This is a genomic window from Dyadobacter sp. HNCC25DJ185, assembly GCF_056895195.1.
The window spans coordinates 19691-42428 of record NZ_JBXHAR010000003.1 but is presented as its reverse complement, the minus strand read 5'-3'; the positions used below and the strand labels follow the sequence as shown (position 1 = coordinate 42428).

Below are 22738 nucleotides of genomic sequence, written 5' to 3'. Positions count from 1 at the left end.
GATTTCAGAAAAACCAGGCTATAAAATTATGCCATGATCTGCCGTGAAATTTACTGATTCACCACGAGATTTATGAATCAAAACCATTTTTCCATTTTTGCGCGATGGCAATGGCAGTGTCCAGCATAACCGGTTCCCATTGTTCAATACCCCACTCTGACCGGGCCAGCACAGAATTTGCGAGCATTTCCCTTGCCTGATCAATATTTGCCGCATTTTCAAGAATATGCGACAGTTGTGTTTGCTGACTATATAACAAGGCATTTTCGGGCGGCTTTTGGTCCAGCATCAACGGGTACTTCGGAAGGAAGGTATTAACGGTAAGTCCCGAAGATTTGATGGCGGCACTTTTAACAATTTCGTCCATCCTTACAAAATCCGCGCGGAACGCTTCCTGCTGTTCCTGCGTCTCCAAGGCTGTTCCCAGCTGTTCCAATACAACGTATTTGAGATTTTGGCAACGGGTAACAGCCCGTTTCAGATAATCAAAAACCTCGGCCGGCACGGATTCGTCATGAGTATCCCTTCTGACTATTTTATGATGGTACTCTGACTGATCATCCCAGCTGCCTCCGGAAATGTGGATCTCCCTTACCCGGTCGATCGGATACAAAGACATCATTTTTTCAAAAGGAATGCCAAAATTATGACTTTGACAATACAGGTTATGCAAATCCAGAATGATAAACCCATTGACACTTCCTACCAGTTGATCGAGGAAATCTCCATGTTTTTTAACTTCCTCGACCGAGTAAGAAAAAGCCAGGTTTTCGAGCCCCACGGGGCACTGGCAGGCATCCTGAATTCTTTTCAACCTGTCTTGACCAATATGTAAAGTAGATGCAGTAAAGGGTATCCCAATCGGAGCGCCTTTGTGGAAATCATCACCAGTCATAAAACCAAAGTGTTCCGACACATGGTCAAAATGAAAATCGGCACTCAATTGCCGGAGGCGGTCCAGCCAATGTTGCTGTTCAGGGGACCATTTGCCCGAAAACAGTGAAAAATAAACGCCATGACCAACCAGCCTGCCATTCTTACCAAATTCGCCGACCAGATCGGCAAACCAGGAAGGAATTTCTTTCCATTTGAAAAGGGTATCAAAAGACCATTCGACGGCCTCTACTTTTTCCTGTTCAAACAATGGCAGCGATGCCATCAGCATGTGAGGGTCAAGATTGCAGGCGATGGAAGAGTGAATCACTGACATAGGCTGACCTTAAATGGGTTAACCCATTCCGCAAGCAGGACAAGGATCCATTTTTTTGGTGTTTTCCTTTTTTTCGCCGTTCGGTTTAATCAGGCTATCCGTACAGGCAGCTGTGGAAGCGATTGTGGCAATAGCAACCGACACGGCTACTGCCTGTAAAATAGATTTAGGGATTTTCATGGGACGGAATGTTAAGGTGAATTGAAATACCCTAACAGGATAAAAAATGGCAGAAATAGGTTGTAACCATTTTTTATTTTTAAATCCGCAATAAACAAAAAGTGCCTGATCCGGCCGGATCAGGCACTTGGCTATATGCAGTTCCTTATTTACCAAATAACCTGGCCCAAAAACCTTTTGCTTTCGTTTTGGTTTCTACGATTTTTTCTGAGGCCACTTCCTTCAGTTCTTCCAATTCTTCGGCGGCTTTTGCTTTTAGCTCCGCTGCCTTGACCTTCGCTTCTTCCAGTTTTTCTGCTGCAACTACTTTTGCTTCCTCAAAAGCTTCGGTTGCATCTTCCCTGAGGTCTTCAAATTTCTCAGCCGCTGCTTCCTTGAATTCACCTGCTTTCTCAGTCAGGTCCGCAATCACTTCTTCTGCCTTTACTTTCCCAGCCGCAATGCTCAGTTCTACTTCATTTTGAAGCTGTTCAGCTTTGGCCGAAAAGCCTGATTTGACTTCCTCAGCTTTCTCAGCCACCTCTTCCTTGACTGCTGTTGCATCTTCTTTAACCTCTTCCGCCTTGGAGGCGGCTTCTTCCTTAATCTTAGCCACAATTTCTTTCGCCTCCTCCGTTTTGTCCTCAGTAGCAGCTTTCACTTCCTCTGCTCTTTCTTCCGCCTCTATTTCCAGTTCATCCACCTTATCAGAAATATTTTCCTCGATTTCCAATGCTGCTTCTTTGGTCTCATCCACCTTGGTTTCCGCTTCGGCTTTCAGGTCGTCCAGCGTTTCATAAGCCTCGGATTTAATACCGTCGGCTGCGTTTTCGGCCTCTTCCAGTTTTTCTTCGGCAATAGCTTCTGCTTTTTCAGCTTCTGCTTCTACTGCATCACCTGCCTCATCTTTAATTTCCAGCACTTCCTCCACGATCTCGTCCTTGGCCTCCGCAGTTGTAGCTTTCAGTTCTTCGGTTTTGTTTTCCAGCGATTCCTGTGAATCCTCAGGAATAAGTTTCTCATTTTCGGGCATGGGAATCAGGTTTAAGGGTTTTAAAGTTGAACAGGATGAATTCGAAAGCTACAAAGGAGTTCCCAACGTTGCAAACAATGCGGGCACCTTTCTTTCACTCTAACCTTCTTATCATCAAATTTTTAACCAATTCAAAAAAAGGCTCGGGCTGCAGGGTTCGCCAGTTATTGAGGTGCAGCGTACCCCCAAAATTGATATAATAATCGAGCCTGAATTTCTTCCATTGCTCCTCCACGTGCTCCCTGAAACTGACTGCCGCAATCCATCCGTCTTCCACGTCGTCAAACCATTCGGCATAATAATCGTCTTCTCCGCCGTGAAAGTCCAGTACATTTTCGCCCAGCAGAATAAACCTGTTGATCCCCTGATCGATCAGCGGGTCCACAACCTGGCGCTTGAAGAACATGATATCGTTGTGCAGAGCGTCATTCCATTCCCCGAACATTTCAACGATGGCATAGTGCTTATTGTAATCGGCATAAAGGATTTTAACATATAGTGTTTCCGAGCCTATTTCATCCCAAAGCGGGTGTATATAGTAGCCATAGATTGCATTTTCATAGTAATCGAGATTATAGGTCCTTCCAAAAAATGGCGAACGCTCATCATGACTGGCTACATAATGTTTTTCCCAATTGTAATAGGGTTCAATTTCCTGCATGGCAACGGTTTCTTTACTGGCAATTAACGATTGTAATGATAACAGAAAAGGCTTAAACGATGTTTCAACCGTTTAAGCCTTTAAAATTTTCATTCCTGACCCTAGTCTTACAATTCGCGGATCCAGATATTCCTGAAACTCGTCGTGTTGTTGTGGTCCTGCAATTTGATTGGGCCTTTTCCGTGAGGTTCGATCATCGGCTGACCAACATAAGGGGTTGTTCCCTGGATCATCGTATGGTTTTGAACCAAAACTCCATTGTGGATCACGGTAATATAAGGAGGGATAAGCATCTGGCCATCTTTGTTGAAGTGGGGTGCTGTGTAAATCACATCATAAACCTGCCACTCACCCGGACCTACAGAAGCATTTACCAAAGGCATCGTTTGCTTGTAAATAGAACCTGCCTGACCATTGGAATAAGTTACATTGTTATAGCTGTCCAATACCTGCAATTCGTAAATACCCTGCATAAAAATACCGCTATTTCCACGTCCCTGGCTGCTTCCTTCCACTTTCGCAGGGGTACGCCATTCGATATGAAGCTGATAATCACCGAAAGTCTGCTTGGTTACGATATCTCCGGATTTAGGAGCGACCGTGATGGCACCGTCTGCCACTGTCCAGGGAGCCGGCGATTTTCCGTCTTTACCCGAAACCCAGGCGTCCAGGTTTTTACCATCAAACAACACGATCGCGTCGGAGGGCGCAGTGAAGCCGGAAAGGGCCGGAGTGATTTTACCAGGCGTTACAATACGTGGAACCGGGCTCCATAGTTCACTCGATTCGGGCGTTTGCTTGGCAGGTTGCAATTGCGCATGAGCTGCAAAGGCAGAGGCCAGGCTGAACGCGGTAAGCATTAATTTTTTCATTTTGAGAAGTAACTGTTTAGTCTAATAACTCATTGAAATAATATCAAAACACAACATTAATTAAAAAGCATTAACAAATGCGTTTCTCACCTAATTAAATACGGATTCTTATCACGTAATTTGCACCGCCTTCGTCCCGGAAAGGCCGGGCCCGGTGCGGTTCGACTCCCGGAGTTCTCGCGGAGGTTGTTATGTAAAACCGACCAAGCTTAATCCAAGTATGTTTAAATTCAAAAGTACTTTGTTGCAACTCGCTTGTGGCATCGCAGCTGTTTGTGTACAGGACGTCTGTGCCCAGCAGACTATCCCCCTCAACGACCTCAGCGCATTCACTACCAAATCGGACAACTGGAAAATCGTAGGTAATGCATCTGCCGACATTTCCAAGGAAAACGTACTGGTTACCACTCCGGGAAAAGGCGTTTTGGCTTGTATTCATGAAAAAGGCAAGTATGGAAATGATTACGAGCTGATCTCGAACTTCAAACATGGCGACCTGGATATCGAACTCGACTTCATGATGACCAAAGGATCCAACTCCGGAATCTATCTGCAGGGGAATTACGAAGTACAGCTTTTCGACAGCTGGGGCAAAAAAACAGCCAAATACAATGATAATGGCGGAATTTACGAACGCTGGAACGATGCGAAACCCGAAGGACAAAAAGGATATGAGGGATATGCGCCGCGTTTCAATGTAGCGAAAGCACCAGGCCTTTGGCAAAATATCAAGATATCCTACCAGGCACCCCGTTTCGACGCCAATGGCAAGAAAATCTCCAATGCTGTTTTCTTATCCATTGTTTTAAACGGCGTTACCATTCATGAAAATGTGGAGGTAAGCGGCCCGACACGCGGAGCATTGACGGAGGATGTTCCAATGGGCCCGATCCGTATCCAGGGCGACCACGGTTCACTGGCGATTAAGAATATCATCATCAATAATTTCGATCAAAAACCGGGAACGTTGTCGGAGCTTACTTACAAAACTTATTACGGTGGATTGCTCGAAACGGAGGATTTGTCTAAACAAACCCCAGATGAAACTGGCAAGTCAGAGGCATTGACCTGGGAGATCCTGAAAGAGAACAACAATTACTCCTACGTTTACAACGGCCGATACAATGCGCCAACCGCCGGCGACTACAATTTCAAATTACAGGCTTCCGGAAATTCGTATCTGAAAATCGACGGTAAATCAGTGATTGAACCTGAGTGGAAAAGCAACAATGAATTCCGCAATGGAAAGGTTAACCTCAAAGCGGGTGACCATACCATCGAAATATTCAATAACAAAAGAGATGGCTGGATGCGTCCGGTCCTGGGTCTTTGGGTAAGCGGTCCGGGTTTCAGAGAGGTGGCTTACCATACCAAAAGCTCGGCAATGGCAGCGGGCTCTACTGATCCTATCCTGATCAACGCCGGAACCAATACCATTATCCGCAGCTTTATGGATTTCCAGAAAGATGATAAGGCTAAAAGACAACGCATCGTGCATGCAGTTTCCGTGGGAAGCCCTTCTAACCTGCACTATACCTATGATCTTGACAAAGGAAATGTGCTTCAGATCTGGCGAGGCGAATTTCTCGACGCTACCCCGATGTGGCACGATCGCGGCGACGGATCTTCACGTCCGCGAGGTAGCGTGACTTTATTGGGCGACGATATGCTGCTGGGCAAAGTGACTGGCAAATCCAAATGGGTAACTGATACGACAGGCAGCGGATACCGCCCGAAAGGGTATGTATTGGATGAGATGGATGTGCCTACTTTCCAATACCAGGCATTCGGCTCGACGGTTACTGATTATGTTTCGGTGGTTAACAACCAGTATTTCGAAAGGATAGTAAAAGTGAACAACCCTGCCAAAGGTTTGGTAGCCCGACTGGCCGACGGCTCTTCGATTGAGAAAGTAGGCGAAGGCCTTTACGCGGTGGATAATAAATCCTATTACATCCAATTGGCCGACAAAAGTATTAAACCTGAGATCAGAAGCGCTGATGGATTGCAGGAATTGCTGATTCCCGTTGGAACCGGCGAAATAAAGTATTCAATCCTGTTCTGATATTAATCCTGATATACCTCAATAGATAATGAAAAAATTAATTCAATTAACATTAATCCTTTTGGCTGCTCTTACCTCGGCAAGAGCTCAGGAATCACCAAAAGAAGAAGACTTTTATAAAATCATCACGCCGCCGATTCCCGAGGGAATTATATTGGAAGTGGGGGGATTAACGACAATGCCCAATGGTTCCCTGGCGATTTCAACACGTCGCGGTGAGGTTTGGATCGTGGATAACCCTACCAGCCGTACGCCGTATTTCAGGAAATTCGCAACAGGCCTTCATGAAATTCTTGGACTTGCCTACAAGGAAGGCGCATTGTTCTGTGCGCAGCGTGGTGAATTGACCAAGCTGATCGACAAGAACGGCGATGGTAAGGCTGATGTTTACGAAACCGTTTATGCATGGCCATTATCCGGTCATTACCATGAATATTCATTCGGGCCCAAACTGGCTCCCGATGGCAGCTTCTTTGTAAGTGGTAATGTGGCCTTCGGAGACGAAGAATGGTGGAGGGGCGAAAGTCGTGTTCCGGGCCGCGGATGGATTTTCCATATTACCAATGACGGCAAATACGAACCCTGGGCTACCGGAGTCCGTTCCCCTGCGGGTATCAGCATGCTGAACGGAGAACTTTTCTATACGGATAACCAGGGCGACTGGATGGGTACCGGTGGTATTTTCCAGGTAAAAAAAGGAAGCTTCATGGGCCATCCTGCCGGCTTGAAATGGGCTGGATTGCCTAATTCGCCAGTTAAGCTGACGGAGAAGCAATTTTTCGCAGAGCGCGACAACCGCCAGGAAAAAGACGCCAAAGGAAACGCGATCAAACCTGAAAATACCCGCAATGAAGAGCCGCAGTTTTTGTACCAATTGAAACAAAAATATGATATGGTGCAGCTGCCGGCTGTATGGCTGCCTTATGGGGTTCACGGAGTTTCTACTTCGGAACTGATCCTGGACAATACCAATGGAAACTTCGGACCATTTACCGGTCAGGTTTTCGTGGGCGATCAGGGCCAAAGCAACATCATGCGGATTGTACTTGAAAAAGTAAAAGGCGAATACCAGGGCGCGAGCATTGGTTTCCGCAGCGGTTTCCAGTCAGGTGTCTTGAGAATGGCTTTTGACAAAGACGGCTCCATGTTTGTGGGTGAAACCAACCGCGGCTGGGGATCGGCAGGAGATGCCAACCAGGGATTGCAAAGGCTCGTCTGGAATGGGAAAATGCCCTTCGAAATGTACACAGTAAAAGCACAGCCAGACGGTTTTGAAATCGAGTTCACCATGCCGGTAGACCGTAAGTCGGCCGAAGATCTCGATTCATACAAGGTGAGCAGCTACATCTACAAACACTACCCTGTATACGGAAGTCCTCAGATCAACCTGGAAGAAGTGAAAGTAACTGGCGTGAAAGTTTCCGACGATAATAAAAAAGTGCGCATTGTATTGGACAAGTTGAAACAGTATTATGTTCACAAGATCCAATTGGAAGGAGTTCGAGCCGCCACCAACAGCTGGTCTCTGGTTCACCCGGATGCTTATTATACATTGAACAACATCCCTGACGGCGAAAAGCTGAAAGTTTCCGAACTGAAAACGACACGTTCCGGAAGTGCGTCTTCTTCCACAACGACGGCTACTGAAAAAGAGCATGTATCTCCGGACGGGAAAGGTAAGGCGACAACTGCTGCATCTACCAAAACACCCACATGGGCTGAAGTAAAACCGCTTCTTGAAAAAAATACCTGTCTGGCCTGCCATGCGGCCGACAAGAAAGTGGTAGGTCCCTCGTACACGGACGTTGCCAAACGCAAGTACAGCAATGAAAAAATCGTAGAGCTGATTTACAGTCCAAAACCTGAAAACTGGCCGGATTTTGCAACGCCAATGGCCCCAATGCCCCAAGTTTCCAAAGCCGACGCAGCTAAAATTGCAGCCTGGATCAATTCATTGGCAAAATAAAACCAGCGATTTAAACCATTTTTGCAAAATCGTTTCGAAAGACTGCCTTCTTGTTCGGGCAGTCTTTTTCCTTTCGTGACCTGTTACGGGATTCTCTGTTAATACATTATATTCACGCTAGAAATCAGATAGATGCATATCAATTGCACCATTTAATAGCTAAAATGCGTTACTTGGTATTGTAAGATTTGCCCGTTCACTATGCCAACGTTAAGTGACCCGTCCATTTTAAAATCGGTCAAAGGAAAAGTCCTGCTCGGATTTTTCATTGCCACACTTGCGCTATCTGCCTCCTGGTTTATCAGTAGATATGCATTTGCTGAAATGGTCGACAAACTGGACGTACTATCAACGCCCAATGATAAGCTGAGATTAGTCAACAAGATCTTTAAGAACATTCTCCAGCTCGACCAGCTTCAAAACAGCCGTACTGTAAAGGGCGAAGAGCAGAGCGAGCAGGTACAAGCCCAATCCAAGGAACTGATGGCTTCCCTTGATTCTCTGAGTAATTTGAGTATCGGGGACGATGAACAAATCATCCGGATTGACTCGATGAGGACCATTCTGAAGCAAAGAGAGGAGATATATGGCAATTATGTAAAGGTAAGGTCCAAACTGGTAAACAATAAAGACCTCGAAGACGAAGTCAAATCGATCTCCGGGCTCATCACTACCACCAAAGCAAAGCCAGATAGTACTGTTGTTAAAACAGAAAAACGAACCACGACTACTACTGTCTACACCGAATTGCCAGACTCAACACAGAAGGCGACTCAAAAAAGGGGCTTTTTTAACCGGGTTTTCAAAAGTTCAAAAAAAGCGAAAAAGGCACCTGTGGAGCCCGCAAAGGTGGTACAGAAACAGGAGGTAAATATTCAGGTCGATACGATTACAGTAGCCCAGGAAGACAGTACCATTGAGAAAGTCGGGGAGGCTGTGCAGGCGATTGAGAAATCGCAGAAAGTGCGGACAACCAGTTTTGTGGACCGGGAGCAGCAGCTTGCGGTTGCCGGCAATTCATTGGTTAAACAACTTCTGGACGTCATGCAGGAAGTAGAGCGTGGGGTTTTGAAACAGTCCGACAGCCAGACGGAAGAAGCCAAAAGGTCTGCCAGGGAAAATGTGGATTACCTCAAATGGGTGATGCTGGGCTTTTTCTTTATGACTGCACTGCTGGCTTACTTCATTTTTACGGATATTACAAAAAGCAACCAATACCGCCGCGAGCTGGAAGAGGCCAAAGAAGAAGCCGAATACCATAGTATGGCCAAACAACGGTTTTTGTCCAATATGAGCCATGAAATACGGACGCCGCTGCAATCGATCATCGGGTACACCGAGGCCTTGAAAAAGGACGAAAAACCAAAAAAACAGGACCTCGAAACGCTGCATTCAGCCTCCGAGCACTTGCTGTATCTGGTCAACGAGGTTCTGGATTACAGCCGGATCATTTCCGACCGCTTCACGTTTGAAGACCGTGTTTTTTCCATCAACCCGTTGCTGAACGAAGTTGTACAGGTTTTACGCCCTACTGCTCTTTCCAAAGGGTTGATCTTGAGGCTTGAAAATTCGCTTTCCTCCAATCTCTATTTAAATGGCGACCCTTTCCGGCTGCGCCAGGTTTTATATAACCTGTTGACCAATTCGATTAAGTTTACCGAAAACGGAGAGGTTGTGCTCAAAGTGAATGGTGTTGAAAATGGCAACGATATTAAGCTGGAATACCACATATCGGACACAGGTATCGGCTTGTCTTCCGAACAGATACAGAGAGTGTTTAACCAATTTGAACAAGCCGACCCTTCTATATCACGCCGTTATGGAGGTACTGGCCTGGGATTAAGCATTGTGAAAGCCCTGGTTGAAGGTATGGGCGGCACCATCAGGGTCAAAAGTGGACTTGGCCAAGGCACGACTTTTTCGGTTACCACCCGCATGAAAAAGGCTGAAACACCCGAAATCGAAGAAGAAACACTGGAAAGGAGCTACCATATTACCGGCAAAGTATGGCTGGTGGATGACGATGCCTTCATTCTCAAATGGTGTTCATCCGTACTGGAAATGAACGGTATTGCGCACACATCATTCTCCTCTGCAGAAGAAGTGCTGAGCAGGCCGTGGGATGACCAGGTAAAGTTTGTCCTGACCGACATGCGCATGTCTGGCATGAACGGAGCGGAAATGTGCAAACGTCTTCGAAAATCTGTGCCCTCGGATACGAAATTCTTTGTACTCACAGCGCAGGCGCTCCCCGAAGAGAGAAACAATCTGCTGAGCATGGGATTCGATGGCTATCTGATGAAACCTTTTCATTCGAAAGAGCTATTAGAGCTGTTGGAAACATCGTCATCCAAGGCAGAACCCTCCTCCCCCATTACGACAGCCGAGATCGATTTCACTTCGTTAAATGAAATGACATTTGGCGATGAAAGTATAATGCGGGAGATTCTGGACCAATTCGTAAAGGACTCACGCCAGGATATAAACGCGCTTCATTTTCACCTCAGGAGAAACGATTGGGCAGAAGTACAGGAACTGATGCACAGAATGGCGGGTAGGACTGGTCAGATAGGAGCCAAGGGCATTTCGGCGAGATTCAGGCATTTCGAAATCCTGCTCAGGGAAAATCCGGCAGAAGCGGTAATGGGAAATATGCAAGTGCTTGTAGCTGATGCCTGCCAAGTTATCGAGCTGGTAGAGGAAAGGGCGCTGGCCTACTCAATATGATATTTTTCGATCTTGTAATACAGCGTCTTTCTGTCGATATTGAGCAATTTTGCCGCTTTGCTTTTATTATAGCGTACCTCTTGCAAGACCTTTTCGATCATCTCTTTTTCATGTGTTTCTTGGAGCGCTTTTAAGTCAGACCCAACAGGCTTTACCTGTTCTTCCAGGGCGGTAATCATCTCGGCTGGCAACGCACTCGTTGTAGCGACTTCCTCCTTTGAAAGCAGCACCAGCCTTTTGATCACGTTGTTCAATTCGCGTAAGTTCCCTGGCCAATCATATTTCTGGAAAACATCCATTACATCTTTGGATAGCTCACGAACATTCCTGCCGAGCTCCTGATTGGCCTTATCAACAAAATATTGAATGAAAATTCCCAGATCTTCTCCTCTTTTTCTGAGGGGAGGAACCTCGATTTTGAATTCGTTCAACCGGTGATAAAGATCCTCCCGAAAATCTCCTGTTGCCGCATTGGCCATTAAATCTTCATTGGTCGCTGCAATCAAACGGACATCCACTTTTACCTGCTGCGTCGCGCCGATGGGTACGATAATACGCTCCTGCAAGGCTCTCAGCAACTTGATCTGCACATCGTAACCAAGGTTTCCTATCTCGTCCAAAAATAACGTACCTCCATCAGCGGCTTCAAATTGACCGATCTTATCTAACAAAGCGCCTGTAAAAGCTCCTTTTTTATGGCCAAAAAGTTCACTAGCCGCCAAGTCCTTAGATAAAGAGCCGCAGTCGATGGCAACAAACGGCCCGTTGGCACGCTTGCTGAGACGGTGGATGGATTTAGCGACATGCTCTTTTCCTGTTCCGCTTTCTCCCTGGATAATTACAGACATGTCTGTCGGTGCCACCAGCCTGACGTACTCATAGAGTTGCTTGGATATCTTGCTTTTCCCTTCAATATATTCCAGCGATTGCCTGTCGTTTTTGATGTTTGGCTTTGCTTTGGCTACCGCTTTCACACCGCTCACTTCTCCTTTATTGAGCGCTTCCCTTAAAACCATCAACAACTCCTCCGGGTTAACCGGCTTCGTAATGTAGTCAAAAGCTCCGATTTGCATGGCAGTAACTGCCGTCCTGACGTCATGAAAAGAGGTCATAATAAACGCCGCCGTCCGGTTTCCCTCGTTGCGGAGCGTTTTCAGAAAATCCACTGAATTACCATCCGGCAATCTGTAATCAAGCATCAAAACTTCAAACGGGCCCTCCGGGCCACCGTTTGTTAATGCTTCTCTTGCTTCTCTAAGATTAGAGCAAACCTTTACCTGATGTCCGTGTTTTCCAAGAAAATTGGAAAGTAGTTTGGAGAATGTAGTATCGTCTTCAACGAGGAGCAGGTGAGCCATGGATTCAAAATATTGATATTTACTTACGAGCGGGTAAATGTAAAATTATAAAAACAAAACCCAAAAGCCGGAGAAATCTCCGGCTTTTCATCAGGCAATAAATAATTTCCGCAACTACACGGCTTAATCGAGCTTCTTGCCGTATTTATCCATATTGACTGTAGTAGTCTCCTCCCCCTTTCTGATGTTAATTTCATAGTACTGAGAGTTATCCTCCTTGGTAACCAGGAAGGCGCTGCTTACCTTCCACTCCGCATAGCTGCCCGATAAAGCCGACTTAATGGCTTCGGGGAGATCCTCCGGCCTGACGGAAACTTTGTCAATAGTGATATCCGTCACGATATCCGTTTTATAGAAGGTATTCCCGGTCACGGAGATATGCTCCGTCAGGGCAAGTATTGCAAAAGCAAGCGTTACTATTCTCATATTGAATTTTAAGTTTACCAATTTCTGTCTTGGATGATGAAGCTATCAAAATCCGAACTGCGCCGTACAAAAAAAGTCGATTACGGGCTTTAAAAAAATTAATGCGGAAGATTTGTTTCATGACTGTGTACGATCACTCAAAAATTTGTAGAAATAAACATCAGAATTTTACTAACAATATATCCCTGGTTACCGTAGGATATTGATGCATCTAAAAAAAATTCAAAATTTTTTGGGCATTCTTTTCGACTTAGAAACATATTCCATTATATTTGAACTAAAATAGTTATGAATATTTTTGTAGTAAATGAGCTACAAGACAAAATATATCTTACGCTATACATTCATTTTTAACTCTCCTGAAGACATTATTGCTCAACGTTATTTGATACTTATTATCGGTTGGTCCAAAAGCAAAAGAGTTTAGAAATAGGCTCTTTTTTGCTTTTGGGACTAACTGGACACCGTTCCTTCAACTTGATATTTCACCATCATCTGATCTAAAGCAAAAGCAAGGTCGTAGGTCTTTTCAAATTCATCTTTTCGACGAACGATAAGAGACTCAGTAACCACTATTGCTATGAACAGATTGATGAAATCAAAAGACAATTCCGGTAAAGAGAAAGAAGTAATCACGTCGGTAGTAAACAGACGTTTGTTTTTGCGCTCTGCCGGACTGGCCACTTCCCTGGGCACCATTGTGATAAGCGCTGCCTGCAGCGACGACGATCCCGATCCGATGATCCCAGGCACAGGCGATGCCGTTGACCTCGGCTCGGGGGACATTGGCGTGTTGAACTATGCATACGCTCTGGAACAATTAGAAGCTGCGTTTTACATTCAGGTAATCGCAACCCCTTATGCTGGCATAACCGATGCCGAAAAAACAATCCTTACCGACATCCGGGACCATGAAATAGTTCACCGCGATTTTTTTAAAGCCGCTTTGGGCGATAAAGCGATCAAGGGCCTTACGCCCAATTTTGCCGCTATAGATTTCACTAAGAAAGATGCCGTGCTGGGAGCTGCCAAGCTCTTTGAAGACACGGGAGTTGCTGCTTACAACGGGGCTGGAAAACTGCTCAAAGACAGTGGTTACCTATTGCTTGCAGGAAAAATTGTTTCGGTTGAGGCCCGCCATGCGGCCGTGATCCGCGACCTTATTAACCCCAAATCAGCTGATTTCGCCGGCGACGATATCCTGGACGCCAATGGCATGGATAAAGCCGTTGCACCGGCGGATATTCTTGCAGCTGTTAAAGGGTATGTGACCGATACGATCACAGGGGCCAATGTCGGTAAATAATTCAACCTTAATCTGATTAGAAATAATGGATATTTTCAAAATAATAGATGATTTTCAAAAAATAGATGGTGATGCGATTGGCCGTATGGAATTTGCGACCCGCCGTCATTTTATGAACAGGATTGGCAATAAAGTTGCACAGGTCGCCGTGCCAACACTCTTTGCTTCGATCGTTAATAAAGCATTTGCGCAGTCTGCAGATGCCATTGCAGTACTCAACTACGCCTTGACACTGGAATACCTGGAAGATGAATTTTACAAAGCGGGTAACGCTGCGGCAAATTTGATTCCTGCTTCAGACAAGGTTATTTTCACTCAGATCGGCAAACATGAGTCGCAGCATGTCGCATTTCTTGTAAAGGCATTGGGTGCCAAAGCAATTGCCAAACCAACTTTCGATTTCAAATACAATGGCGCCTTTGCTGATGTATTTACCAATTACAAAACATTCGTAACCGTCTCGAGCGCGTTAGAGGATACGGGCGTAAGAGCGTATAAGGGGCAAGCCGGCGCATTGCAGGCTGACCCCGATATACTCCAGTATGCATTACAGGTCCACTCTGTGGAAGCGCGGCATGCAGCTATTACACGCAGGCTGGCAGCGACTGTAACCAGCAATCCGGCAATGAAGGGATGGATAACTGGTAAAGAAGGCGCAGTTCCTGCTATCTACGCAGGAGAAGAAAACATGACTCAAGGCGGCAAGGATCTTACCGGTCTGGCCTCAAAATCGAATGCTGTAATTACCGAAGCGTTTGATGAGCCGTTGACCAAAGAAGCTGTGCTTGCGATTGCAGGGCCGTTCATTAAGGCGTAGAAAGCATTTAGTTAATTCTCCCCGTCGAACGCGTACACACACTTTTTTAAGTGAGCGTAATGTTCTAACTTTTGGAGACACACTATTCAGTAAACCAAAGAGGTTGCCTTCCGGCAGCCTCTTTTTTATGTTTAGACCGTTAATTGAACATTACAACTGGTGGGTTAAACAATATCGTTTATGTAAATTTGATGTTTTCATCCACCCATTCCCGGAACCATAAAATGAACTCCGCACAGAACAGAAGAGCATTTATCAAAAATAGCGGGATCGCCGTGCTAGGCACGGCTCTCAGCGGCCATGCGTTCCCCAACAAAATGCCTGGCGGCGACGGTCCGATATTTTCTGGCGAAAATGATGCATTAAAAGGGAAAAGCACTGAAATGACCGTGCTGGGAGATAAACCCTGGAATGTAGAATCGCCTGTTCATTTGCTCGACGATCGGATTACGCCTGTTGAAAAAATGTTCATACGTAACAATGGGCTCGTCCCCGAAAAAATTGACGTCGAAGGCTGGACTTTAACCATTGATGGAGAATCGGCGAAAGTCCCTAAAACTTACACGCTGGCCGAATTGAAGAAAAGATTCAAGCAACATACTTATCAGTTGGTGCTGGAATGCGGTGGAAACGGTCGCTCAGGTTTTCAACCCCAGGCATCGGGAAATCAGTGGGGACAGGGAGCTGTACATTGTGCTCTGTGGACGGGCGTGCGTTTAAAGGATATTCTGGCTGATGTCGGAATCAAAGACGACGCAGTTTATATAGGTTACCACAGCAAAGATCTCCACCTCAGTAAAGATCCTAAAAAAGAATCCATATCCAGAGGCGTGCCTATAGCTAAGGCGATGGAGGATGAAACGCTGCTTGCCTGGGAACTGAATGGAAAAGACATTCCCGAATTTCACGGATATCCGCTGCGGCTGGTCATTGGCGGATGGCCTGCATCTGTTTCAGGCAAATGGCTGAGCGGAATTTCAATCCGAAATAAAGTTCATGACGGTGCTAAAATGGACGGTCATAGCTACAAAATGCCAAGAAATCCAGTAGCGCCGGGGGAAGATGTCCCTCAAACCGATCAATATTTCAGAATTATTGAGTCGATGCCTGTCAAATCCCTGATCACCTATCCGAAGTCAGGTGCGATGATTGAGGCAGATACCGAGCTAACATTGCGTGGCCACGCATGGGCAGGCGATCTTGCGATCAGAAAAGTAGAGATTTCTACCGATTACGGGGCAACGTGGAAGGAATGTAGGCTGGAAGCTCCCGCAAACAGGCTTGCATGGCAGCATTGGAATACAAAAATCAAATTTCCTGTGAAAGGATACTACGAGGTCTGGGTACGCGCCACCGATACCAAAGGAGTTGCGCAGCCGATGGTGATCCCGGCATGGAACCCCGGGGGTTACCTTAATAATGCGTGTGAACGAATTGCAGTTAAAGTCGTATAATATGAAAAACATCGCAAAAGGATTGTCAGGACTGATGCTCACTTTGGGATTAATGTCCGGCGTTTGGATAAAAAAACCTACACCAGCTTACTCCTCAACGCGGCAGATTTTACCGCAATCAGATACCATTAAAAGAGATCCGGAAACCGGACTCATTGCCGATGAAAATCTTTATATGGTAAAAGCGCAATGTATGAACTGTCATTCATCCAAGCTGATTATCCAAAACAGGTTCACTAGGGACGGCTGGAAACAGAAAATACGATGGATGCAGGCCAATCACAATCTTTGGGATTTAGGAGAAACAGAAAAACAGGTATTGGATTATCTTGAAAAAAATTACAGCCCAACGGTCGGTATAGCGAGAAGGGCGCCATTAAAAAATATCAAATGGTACAAGCTGGAGCAAAGATGAATTGTTTTAAAAGTTACAGCCTCTACCTGATAGTTTCATTATCGTTTTTTTCACCCGTATCCATTGAATCAACCCAAAAAACAGTTGATAATGCTGTTCAAATTCCCAGCGGGAGTACTCTGCCAAATCCACTCAAAGCCGAAGTAATTGGAATTCAGGACGGGGACACCATTGAAATGAAGTTTTTGTTTTCAGGAAAAAAGGCGGGTCATCGGGTAGGCAAACCATTGCGCATCCGGTTTTTACATATCAACTGCCCGGAGCGTGGAAAGCCTTTTTACAAAGTCGCCAAACAATTTACCAGCCAGCAAAGCTTTCACCGGATTGTTCAGATCAGGCACAACGGTAACTTTGACAAATACGGCCGGTTATTAGGAGAGGTTGTTCTTCCGGACGGAAAAATCCTGAACAAAGAACTTGTTAAAAAGGGGCTGGCAGTGCATTTCAAAAAATACTCCACCAGCGTAGAATATTCCAATCTGGAAATTCAGGCACGGAAACAAAAACTTGGCCTTTGGAGCCAGCCAAATGCGTTCCTGGGGAAACTTTAACAGCGAAAATTTATGAGTAATTCCATCGCGCTTTTCCAGATCCTGTATCAAAACGAGACATTGTTCCAATTGGAAGAACACATAACGCCAGAATTATCGGAAGCGAAAGAGATAAAGACAGAGGCGTTACCACTGTCGGCCCCAACTCAACCAAAGCTCCGTATACCCTCTAACGAGGTTCAAGAAACAGTCCCTGCAAAAAATAATATCATCGCCGCCGACAGGGAGAGCTTCCCAACCCTTCAACATCAGATCCTGATCCTGCTTGACGAGCCCGGGCAAAAGGAAATGATCGCCTCGGAAGCTTTATTTCTCGACAACATTCTGAAAGCAGTGGGCCATTCGATCGAAAAGTCGGACATTCTTAATTTCAGTTTCCTGCCAGGTCAGGACGCCAATCGCGTTCTTAGAGAAAAGAAAATCAATTTCTTCATCACCTTCGGCGTTCCTCTGATCAAGCTTCATTTGGACCTGTTGTTAGCTCCATACACTCCCAAGCTGATAGATGGAATCTGGTTCCTGCTGACAGATCCACTGGTAGTCATTGAAGCCGACCGGAACCTGAAGAAAAAACTCTGGCAAGCATTACAGAAGATGTTTGAAATATCCTAATTCAGAGCACGTTACGTTTTTTACCAGCCAGTCATCACAATATTGTAGTTATATTCCCTGTTTTCATGGATAATCGCAGGTTAACCCCCATGAAAACTTATGGCAAAACTGACTGAATACCTGGCCGGCTTGTTTCGTCCCAAAGAATCAGACGAACACCAATACTATGACGATGAGCCTGTTGCAGAAACTGAGCTATCAAACCGACCTGCTCACGTTACCACAAACGTTCCTGATTTATCCCTCAAAGAGGATCCACAGACACCTGCAAGGATATTTGAGCCGCTTCCCGTTCGGGAGCAGCCAGAAATCAAAAAAATTGAGATCGTAATTCCTTACTGGCTGGAAGACGAAGACACGCTTCGTGACGAAGGTGTGTTATTCGGACTTTCTGAGTCCGACCCTCATGAAAAAACCGACATTATCCAGAAATATTTCTCAAATCTGGCGGCGGAACATATTGCTAATATCGAAGAACAAAATGAGAGGATCCAGGAACTGAATCTTTTCATTGGCCAGAAAAGCAACCGCATCGAGGAGCTTCAGGAAAGACTTAAGAGTCCGGCTGGCCGATCCGAGCGCGAGCACTACCTGCCACGCACGCTGATAGGCATTAGCTTGTGCGTTGTTATGTGCGTAGGCAACTTTTTTCTGATCCGAGAATCCCTGAAACCAGTGTTCAACGACAATTCCTGGATCGCACTGGGTGTATTTCTGGCAGGTATGTTCAGCTTATTTGGCCGGATATCCCTGTTTCACGACACCGAATCTCAGGTGACCTGGAAATCACTGCTGGAAGAAGTGGGCTTACCCTTCGCTACTGCTTTGTTTGTATTTGCCAATGTAATTACCTACCAAACCTGGTGGCAGGCATTTGCACTTTTCATTTTTGTTCTTTTCCTTTTCCTTTTTGCCGGCAAGCTCCTGCTGAGCAACATTACTGTTTTGCGCAACGACCTGCAAGCATGGTTCACCATCCGCAAAGACCAGCGGGATTTTGACGACAATAACTATAATTGGGAAACGGAGTGCCAGAATCTGCAAAGCGAAATTGACGAATTAAGGGTCAAAAAATGGCAGATATTACGCGAACAGAGTGCCGCGGAAACAGAGCGGGACCGCCTTTATGCCAAAAGAGACATGCTGATCAAGCTCTTCGAAAGCGAGTTCTACCTGGCCCGCAGGATGAAAAATGAGCTGACAACACGGCAACTCAACCTGATCCAAAGGGGGACCAAGTAACAATTTCAATAGACTACATAATCCGCGATGGCGCGGTTTTTACAATACTCCAAATCGATCAACCAAAATAAGAGGTCATGAACGAGCAAAATCCAAATGAAAATGGCGATTACCAACGTGGTTACACCCGTGGAATAGAGGGCATTGAACGAGATGTTTATGAGGCCTATTTGTCCAGCGACGTCAATCACGATTGGATCCAGGAAAGACTTAATTCTAAAAAAGAGGAATTAATCTCGGTCAGAGGTAAGCAGCAGGAAACTACACAGCAGCATAAGTCGGCCTACGATAAACTACAAAATGAAGTAATGGGGCTTAACAATGCTGCAAGGCAAATGAAAGACCTGGAAACTGCCGTTACCGATATTGACAAACAAACCGAAGGGCTTAGAGAACGGAGGCTGGCAAAAGCTCCTTCCTACTCCCTTGTTGCGGGATTGATATTCCTGGCAGCCGGCATCTCCTTCATTGCAGGCGATCTGATCATCTCACATGAAATCGTAGCATATGCCCTGAATATCAGAAATAGCAATGAGGCCTGGGCTTTTGCGATCGGTCTGGCGATGTTATCGATCCTTTTAAAACCAGCATACGATCGCTTGGTGGAAGAACCCTATCATAAAGATGAATCCCCCAAGGCAAGATCCAGATATGCAGGGTTTAAGCTTGTACTATCCATTTTTGCCATAGTTACCCTGATCATTCTCGGATGGTTCAGATACGAGGCATACCGGACTGACAAGCTGAAAGAAGCAATTAACAAATCCGTAAAAAACCTTCAGCTTAATGCAGTTGATCCCTTAACAGGGGCTCCAGTCAATAGTCCTGAACTGACCAATAAAATTGAAGAAGCACTGCGCAATTCCGACCAGTTAAACCTAGACCTGGTGAACAGCCCATGGGCATTGCTATCTTTTGTATTGAGCGGTGTACTTTTTGCGGTTGCCGGTGCGGTTTCGTTGGGAATGGCGCTGCCGGTTCTGCAGGGATTCTGGTACCGATGGCTACAAATTGACCCAAAACTCGCCACACTGCGGCGCCGGAGGAAGCGGATCTTGAAACAGATCGAATCTTTGCAGCCAGCGGTTACCCAGCATATGACGCAAAAAAGCATTTATGAAAACGATATAGCGGTCATGCCCAAGCTCGAGGAGCTGAAAGAAGAGGAATCCAGGATTAAAGCGGAAATTGAAGAATTGGAAAATGAACGTAAGCGGGCATTGACAGACAGTCGTATTCAATCGTTTGGCGATGGATATGCACATGGTAAAGTAAGCCGGGATGTAATGACCGAAGAAGAATACGATTCATGGAGAGATAGTCATCTGACGGTTTCAAACCTCGCCCTCCGGGCCAAATCAAATGCTTCTGCCGACAGGCAAGTGCCCCGGGCTAAGAGCTCAGGAATGCGTCCGCATCAGGCCATACGGAAAGCAATTACCGATCGCTTTGACGAAAACAATTCATAGTTTCTTAAATTGGGGGGCTGATTTCGCTTTTATGATTGAAACCCCTCATTTAAGGTTAGTGCCCTGCGACGATACACTCTACGACGCAATCCGCATGGGAAATAATACGCTTGCCCGCGTGATGGGCGTTAACGTCCCCAAAAAGTGGACGGAATTTCGAGATACATTCACACCTTCATACCATCGATGGAAAGCCCACCCGCCACTTCGTGATTGGTGGGTTTATCTTATCATCTACATTCCGGATAATCAGCTGATTGGTTCTTGCGGGTACAAGGGCGAGCCAGACTCCAACGGAATGGTGGAAATAGGGTACGAGATCATGCCTTCGCACCGAAAAAAAGGCCTGGGAACCGAAACCGCCAAGGGTCTTCTGGATCACGCATTCAACCACAGTGCAGTCAGAAAAGTACTGGCTCATACTCTCGCAGAAGAAAATGCTTCGGCACATATTCTTGAAAAAATCGGGTTTGTACAGACAGAAGACGTAAACGACGCGGAAGAGGGTTTACTCTGGCGCTGGGAAATTACCCGCCGATAGCAAATCAATCCGTTCTTTCTTCGCGCATTCAAAAATAATTGCACTGATTAAATAAAGTTTTGTCTTAATTAATTACCTTAATTTTTGAATATCCCCTGTCCCGTACCCTTGGCTATTAAAATATTATGGTTGCAATATCAAAAGAATCCTTTCCCTGGCTTAAAAATTATCCTGAGGGCATTCCATATCAAATAAACCCCGATGCCTACACTTCCCTGCTGGAAATGATGGAAATCAGCTTCAGGGAGCATGCCTCCGAACCTGCTTACACCAATATGGCTAAGGAGATTACCTTCGGGAAACTAGCTATTCTATCTGAAAATTTTGCCGCTTACTTACAAAGTATAGGCTTGCAGCAGGGCGATCGTATTGCCCTGCAAATGCCAAACCTCTTGCAATATCCGGTTGTGATGATGGGTGCGCTAAGGGCCGGCCTGACCATCGTTAATACAAATCCACTTTATACCGCCCGGGAAATGCAGCATCAGTTCAAGGATTCGGGTGCTAAAGCAATTGTTATTCTGGCCAACTTTGCTCACAACCTTGAAAAGATCATTGACAACACAGATATTCAGCACATCATAACCACTGAAATAGGTGATCTGCTTGGCTTTCCTAAAAAACTGATTGTCAATACTGTAGTAAAGTACGTCAAAAAGCTTGTGCCGGCCTTTCATTTGAAAAACGCTGTCAGTTTGAGCACAGCGTTGTCAATAGGTTCAGGACTTACGTACAAAAAGCCACACATTTCTGGTCTTGATGTTGCATTCATTCAATATACAGGGGGAACCACCGGTGTTTCAAAAGGCGCCATGCTGACCCATCGCAACCTGATCGCCAATGTGGAAGGGATCAACGAGTGGTTAATGTCAAAAATGAGAAACTCGGAAACTTCGGGCCAGCTCACACTGGTTGCAGCACTGCCTCTGTACCATGTTTTTGCCATGACAATCAATGGTTTATGCGGGATCAAATGGGGAGCATTGAATATTCTGATCACCAATCCGAAAGACATACCAGCCTTTGTGAAAGAATTGAAAAAATTCAAGTTCAATATTTTCCCCGGGCTTAATACGCTGTTCAATGGACTTCTCAACAATCCCGATTTCGCTTCCATCGATTTTAAAGACCTGAAAATTACAATTGCAGGAGGTATGGCGCTTCAGAAAATCGTTGCGGAACGTTGGGAAAAAGTAACCGGATGCCCGCTTGTTGAGGGCTACGGGCTTTCGGAAACTTCTCCTGTTTTGTCCGTTAATCCCCTCAACGGCCTTCACAAGCCCGGAACGATCGGCCTCCCCTTCCCAAGTACCGAGATGCGAATTTTGAAAGAGGACAACACTTGGGCAAGTTTGGGTGAAAAGGGGGAAATATGCGCGAAAGGGCCGCAGATTATGCTGGGTTATTACAATCGCCCGGACGAAACCGCGAAAGTTATATTGGAAAACGAAAGCGGCACATGGTTCAAAACGGGGGATATCGGCATCGAAGATCCCGATGGATTTTTCAAGATCGTCGACCGCAAAAAAGACATGATCCTCGTATCAGGGTTTAATGTTTATCCCAATGAAGTAGAAGATGTTGTAGCTCAATGCCCGGGTGTGCTGGAAGTAGCCTGCGTAGGGATTCCTGATGAAAAGTCAGGAGAATTGGTGAAGATATATGTAGTAAAAAAAGATCCCTCGCTGACTGAGGAAACGATCAAAGCCTACTGCAAAGAAAATCTCACAGGTTATAAATGCCCCCGAAAAATTGAGTTCCGTACCGAGCTTCCCAAAACGAATGTTGGTAAAATTTTGAGAAGGGCTCTACGTGAAGAAGAATTGACGAAAGTTGGTAGCTAGAAGCCAACTG

The 22738-nt window shown here is 45.7% G+C and carries 20 protein-coding genes; 13 read left to right on the top strand and 7 right to left on the bottom strand.

From position 1 onward, the window contains the following. Nucleotides 1-70: 70 nt before the first annotated feature. The 5 genes from AC1XUF_RS08790 to AC1XUF_RS08770 form a co-directional block, all read right to left on the bottom strand. Nucleotides 71-1210 (bottom strand): multinuclear nonheme iron-dependent oxidase, encoded by a 1140-nt coding sequence (locus AC1XUF_RS08790; protein WP_483341332.1) that lies wholly within the window; start codon nucleotides 1208-1210, stop codon nucleotides 71-73. 18 nt (nucleotides 1211-1228) lie between these two features. Next, nucleotides 1229-1390, bottom strand: a complete 162-nt coding sequence (locus AC1XUF_RS08785; RefSeq protein ID WP_483341331.1) for a chryseobasin-related MNIO class RiPP peptide — start codon at nucleotides 1388-1390, stop codon at nucleotides 1229-1231. 145 nt (nucleotides 1391-1535) lie between these two features. After that, entirely contained in the window at nucleotides 1536-2402 is an 867-nt protein-coding gene (locus tag AC1XUF_RS08780) for a hypothetical protein (RefSeq protein WP_483341330.1), read from the bottom strand. A 94-nt stretch (nucleotides 2403-2496) separates the two neighbouring features. After that, on the bottom strand, nucleotides 2497-3063 hold the full coding sequence (locus AC1XUF_RS08775) for a hypothetical protein (RefSeq protein ID WP_483341329.1): 567 nt from the start codon (nucleotides 3061-3063) through the stop codon (nucleotides 2497-2499). Between the two features lie 107 nt (nucleotides 3064-3170). Then, a complete protein-coding gene (locus tag AC1XUF_RS08770) occupies nucleotides 3171-3935 on the bottom strand; it encodes a 3-keto-disaccharide hydrolase (protein WP_483341328.1) in 765 nt (254 codons plus the stop codon). Nucleotides 3936-4155: 220 nt separating this feature from the next. On the opposite strand from AC1XUF_RS08770, the gene AC1XUF_RS08765 reads away from it, so the two are divergent. The 3 genes from AC1XUF_RS08765 to AC1XUF_RS08755 all read left to right on the top strand — a co-directional run bounded on the left by AC1XUF_RS08765 (nucleotide 4156) and on the right by AC1XUF_RS08755 (nucleotide 10693). Beyond that, nucleotides 4156-6000, top strand: coding sequence for a 3-keto-alpha-glucoside-1,2-lyase-like domain-containing protein (locus AC1XUF_RS08765; protein WP_483341326.1), 1845 nt, complete (start codon nucleotides 4156-4158; stop codon nucleotides 5998-6000). A gap of 28 nt (nucleotides 6001-6028) precedes the next feature. Continuing rightward, the gene (locus tag AC1XUF_RS08760) at nucleotides 6029-7966 is read left to right on the top strand and encodes a c-type cytochrome (protein WP_483341325.1); all 1938 of its coding nucleotides are present in this window, start codon (nucleotides 6029-6031) and stop codon (nucleotides 7964-7966) included. 201 nt (nucleotides 7967-8167) lie between these two features. Then, nucleotides 8168-10693: an ATP-binding protein gene (locus AC1XUF_RS08755; RefSeq protein ID WP_483341324.1), complete on the top strand. Its 2526-nt coding sequence runs from the start codon at nucleotides 8168-8170 to the stop codon at nucleotides 10691-10693. Here AC1XUF_RS08755 and AC1XUF_RS08750 read toward each other — a convergent pair. Next, a complete protein-coding gene (locus AC1XUF_RS08750; protein ID WP_483341323.1) occupies nucleotides 10681-12051 on the bottom strand; it encodes a sigma-54-dependent transcriptional regulator in 1371 nt (456 codons plus the stop codon). The genes AC1XUF_RS08755 and AC1XUF_RS08750 overlap by 13 nt on opposite strands. Nucleotides 12052-12174: 123 nt before the next feature. Further along, nucleotides 12175-12477, bottom strand: a complete 303-nt coding sequence (locus tag AC1XUF_RS08745) for a hypothetical protein (RefSeq protein WP_483341322.1) — start codon at nucleotides 12475-12477, stop codon at nucleotides 12175-12177. Nucleotides 12478-13057: 580 nt separating this feature from the next. On the opposite strand from AC1XUF_RS08745, the gene AC1XUF_RS08740 reads away from it, so the two are divergent. The 10 genes from AC1XUF_RS08740 to AC1XUF_RS08695 all read left to right on the top strand — a co-directional run bounded on the left by AC1XUF_RS08740 (nucleotide 13058) and on the right by AC1XUF_RS08695 (nucleotide 22728). Beyond that, complete coding sequence (locus tag AC1XUF_RS08740; RefSeq protein WP_483341321.1) at nucleotides 13058-13783, top strand: ferritin-like domain-containing protein; 726 nt, start codon at nucleotides 13058-13060, stop codon at nucleotides 13781-13783. A 25-nt stretch (nucleotides 13784-13808) separates the two neighbouring features. After that, entirely contained in the window at nucleotides 13809-14600 is a 792-nt protein-coding gene (locus AC1XUF_RS08735; protein ID WP_483341320.1) for a ferritin-like domain-containing protein, read from the top strand. Between the two features lie 224 nt (nucleotides 14601-14824). After that, nucleotides 14825-16054, top strand: a complete 1230-nt coding sequence (locus AC1XUF_RS08730; protein WP_483341319.1) for a sulfite oxidase — start codon at nucleotides 14825-14827, stop codon at nucleotides 16052-16054. Nucleotide 16055: 1 nt separating this feature from the next. Next, a complete protein-coding gene (locus tag AC1XUF_RS08725) occupies nucleotides 16056-16469 on the top strand; it encodes a hypothetical protein (RefSeq protein WP_483341318.1) in 414 nt (137 codons plus the stop codon). Continuing rightward, the gene (locus AC1XUF_RS08720; RefSeq protein ID WP_483341317.1) at nucleotides 16466-17020 is read left to right on the top strand and encodes a thermonuclease family protein; all 555 of its coding nucleotides are present in this window, start codon (nucleotides 16466-16468) and stop codon (nucleotides 17018-17020) included. Before AC1XUF_RS08725 ends, AC1XUF_RS08720 begins: the two co-directional genes overlap by 4 nt. Before the next feature lie 12 nt (nucleotides 17021-17032). Then, nucleotides 17033-17632 carry a hypothetical protein gene (locus AC1XUF_RS08715; protein WP_483341316.1) on the top strand — a complete coding sequence of 200 codons (600 nt, stop codon included), beginning with the start codon at nucleotides 17033-17035 and terminating at the stop codon, nucleotides 17630-17632. Between the two features lie 99 nt (nucleotides 17633-17731). After that, complete coding sequence (locus AC1XUF_RS08710; protein ID WP_483341315.1) at nucleotides 17732-18874, top strand: hypothetical protein; 1143 nt, start codon at nucleotides 17732-17734, stop codon at nucleotides 18872-18874. Nucleotides 18875-18951: 77 nt separating this feature from the next. Further along, entirely contained in the window at nucleotides 18952-20343 is a 1392-nt protein-coding gene (locus tag AC1XUF_RS08705) for a hypothetical protein (RefSeq protein ID WP_483341314.1), read from the top strand. Between the two features lie 31 nt (nucleotides 20344-20374). Then, nucleotides 20375-20884, top strand: coding sequence for a GNAT family N-acetyltransferase (locus AC1XUF_RS08700; RefSeq protein WP_483341313.1), 510 nt, complete (start codon nucleotides 20375-20377; stop codon nucleotides 20882-20884). Between the two features lie 125 nt (nucleotides 20885-21009). Next, on the top strand, nucleotides 21010-22728 hold the full coding sequence (locus tag AC1XUF_RS08695; RefSeq protein ID WP_483341312.1) for an AMP-binding protein: 1719 nt from the start codon (nucleotides 21010-21012) through the stop codon (nucleotides 22726-22728). Nucleotides 22729-22738: the final 10 nt, after the last annotated feature.

Coding starts and splice junctions, on each gene's coding strand:
- AC1XUF_RS08790 (WP_483341332.1), bottom strand. CDS start 1,210: ATGTCAGTGATTCACTCTTCCATCGCCTGCAATCTTGACCCTCACATG.
- AC1XUF_RS08715 (WP_483341316.1), top strand. CDS start 17,033: ATGAGTAATTCCATCGCGCTTTTCCAGATCCTGTATCAAAACGAGACA.
- AC1XUF_RS08760 (WP_483341325.1), top strand. CDS start 6,029: ATGAAAAAATTAATTCAATTAACATTAATCCTTTTGGCTGCTCTTACC.
- AC1XUF_RS08735 (WP_483341320.1), top strand. CDS start 13,809: ATGGATATTTTCAAAATAATAGATGATTTTCAAAAAATAGATGGTGAT.
- AC1XUF_RS08755 (WP_483341324.1), top strand. CDS start 8,168: ATGCCAACGTTAAGTGACCCGTCCATTTTAAAATCGGTCAAAGGAAAA.
- AC1XUF_RS08725 (WP_483341318.1), top strand. CDS start 16,056: ATGAAAAACATCGCAAAAGGATTGTCAGGACTGATGCTCACTTTGGGA.
- AC1XUF_RS08740 (WP_483341321.1), top strand. CDS start 13,058: ATGAACAGATTGATGAAATCAAAAGACAATTCCGGTAAAGAGAAAGAA.
- AC1XUF_RS08750 (WP_483341323.1), bottom strand. CDS start 12,051: ATGGCTCACCTGCTCCTCGTTGAAGACGATACTACATTCTCCAAACTA.
- AC1XUF_RS08710 (WP_483341315.1), top strand. CDS start 17,732: ATGGCAAAACTGACTGAATACCTGGCCGGCTTGTTTCGTCCCAAAGAA.
- AC1XUF_RS08705 (WP_483341314.1), top strand. CDS start 18,952: ATGAACGAGCAAAATCCAAATGAAAATGGCGATTACCAACGTGGTTAC.
- AC1XUF_RS08775 (WP_483341329.1), bottom strand. CDS start 3,063: ATGCAGGAAATTGAACCCTATTACAATTGGGAAAAACATTATGTAGCC.
- AC1XUF_RS08780 (WP_483341330.1), bottom strand. CDS start 2,402: ATGCCCGAAAATGAGAAACTTATTCCTGAGGATTCACAGGAATCGCTG.
- AC1XUF_RS08720 (WP_483341317.1), top strand. CDS start 16,466: ATGAATTGTTTTAAAAGTTACAGCCTCTACCTGATAGTTTCATTATCG.
- AC1XUF_RS08695 (WP_483341312.1), top strand. CDS start 21,010: ATGGTTGCAATATCAAAAGAATCCTTTCCCTGGCTTAAAAATTATCCT.
- AC1XUF_RS08770 (WP_483341328.1), bottom strand. CDS start 3,935: ATGAAAAAATTAATGCTTACCGCGTTCAGCCTGGCCTCTGCCTTTGCA.
- AC1XUF_RS08785 (WP_483341331.1), bottom strand. CDS start 1,390: ATGAAAATCCCTAAATCTATTTTACAGGCAGTAGCCGTGTCGGTTGCT.
- AC1XUF_RS08700 (WP_483341313.1), top strand. CDS start 20,375: ATGATTGAAACCCCTCATTTAAGGTTAGTGCCCTGCGACGATACACTC.
- AC1XUF_RS08745 (WP_483341322.1), bottom strand. CDS start 12,477: ATGAGAATAGTAACGCTTGCTTTTGCAATACTTGCCCTGACGGAGCAT.
- AC1XUF_RS08730 (WP_483341319.1), top strand. CDS start 14,825: ATGAACTCCGCACAGAACAGAAGAGCATTTATCAAAAATAGCGGGATC.
- AC1XUF_RS08765 (WP_483341326.1), top strand. CDS start 4,156: ATGTTTAAATTCAAAAGTACTTTGTTGCAACTCGCTTGTGGCATCGCA.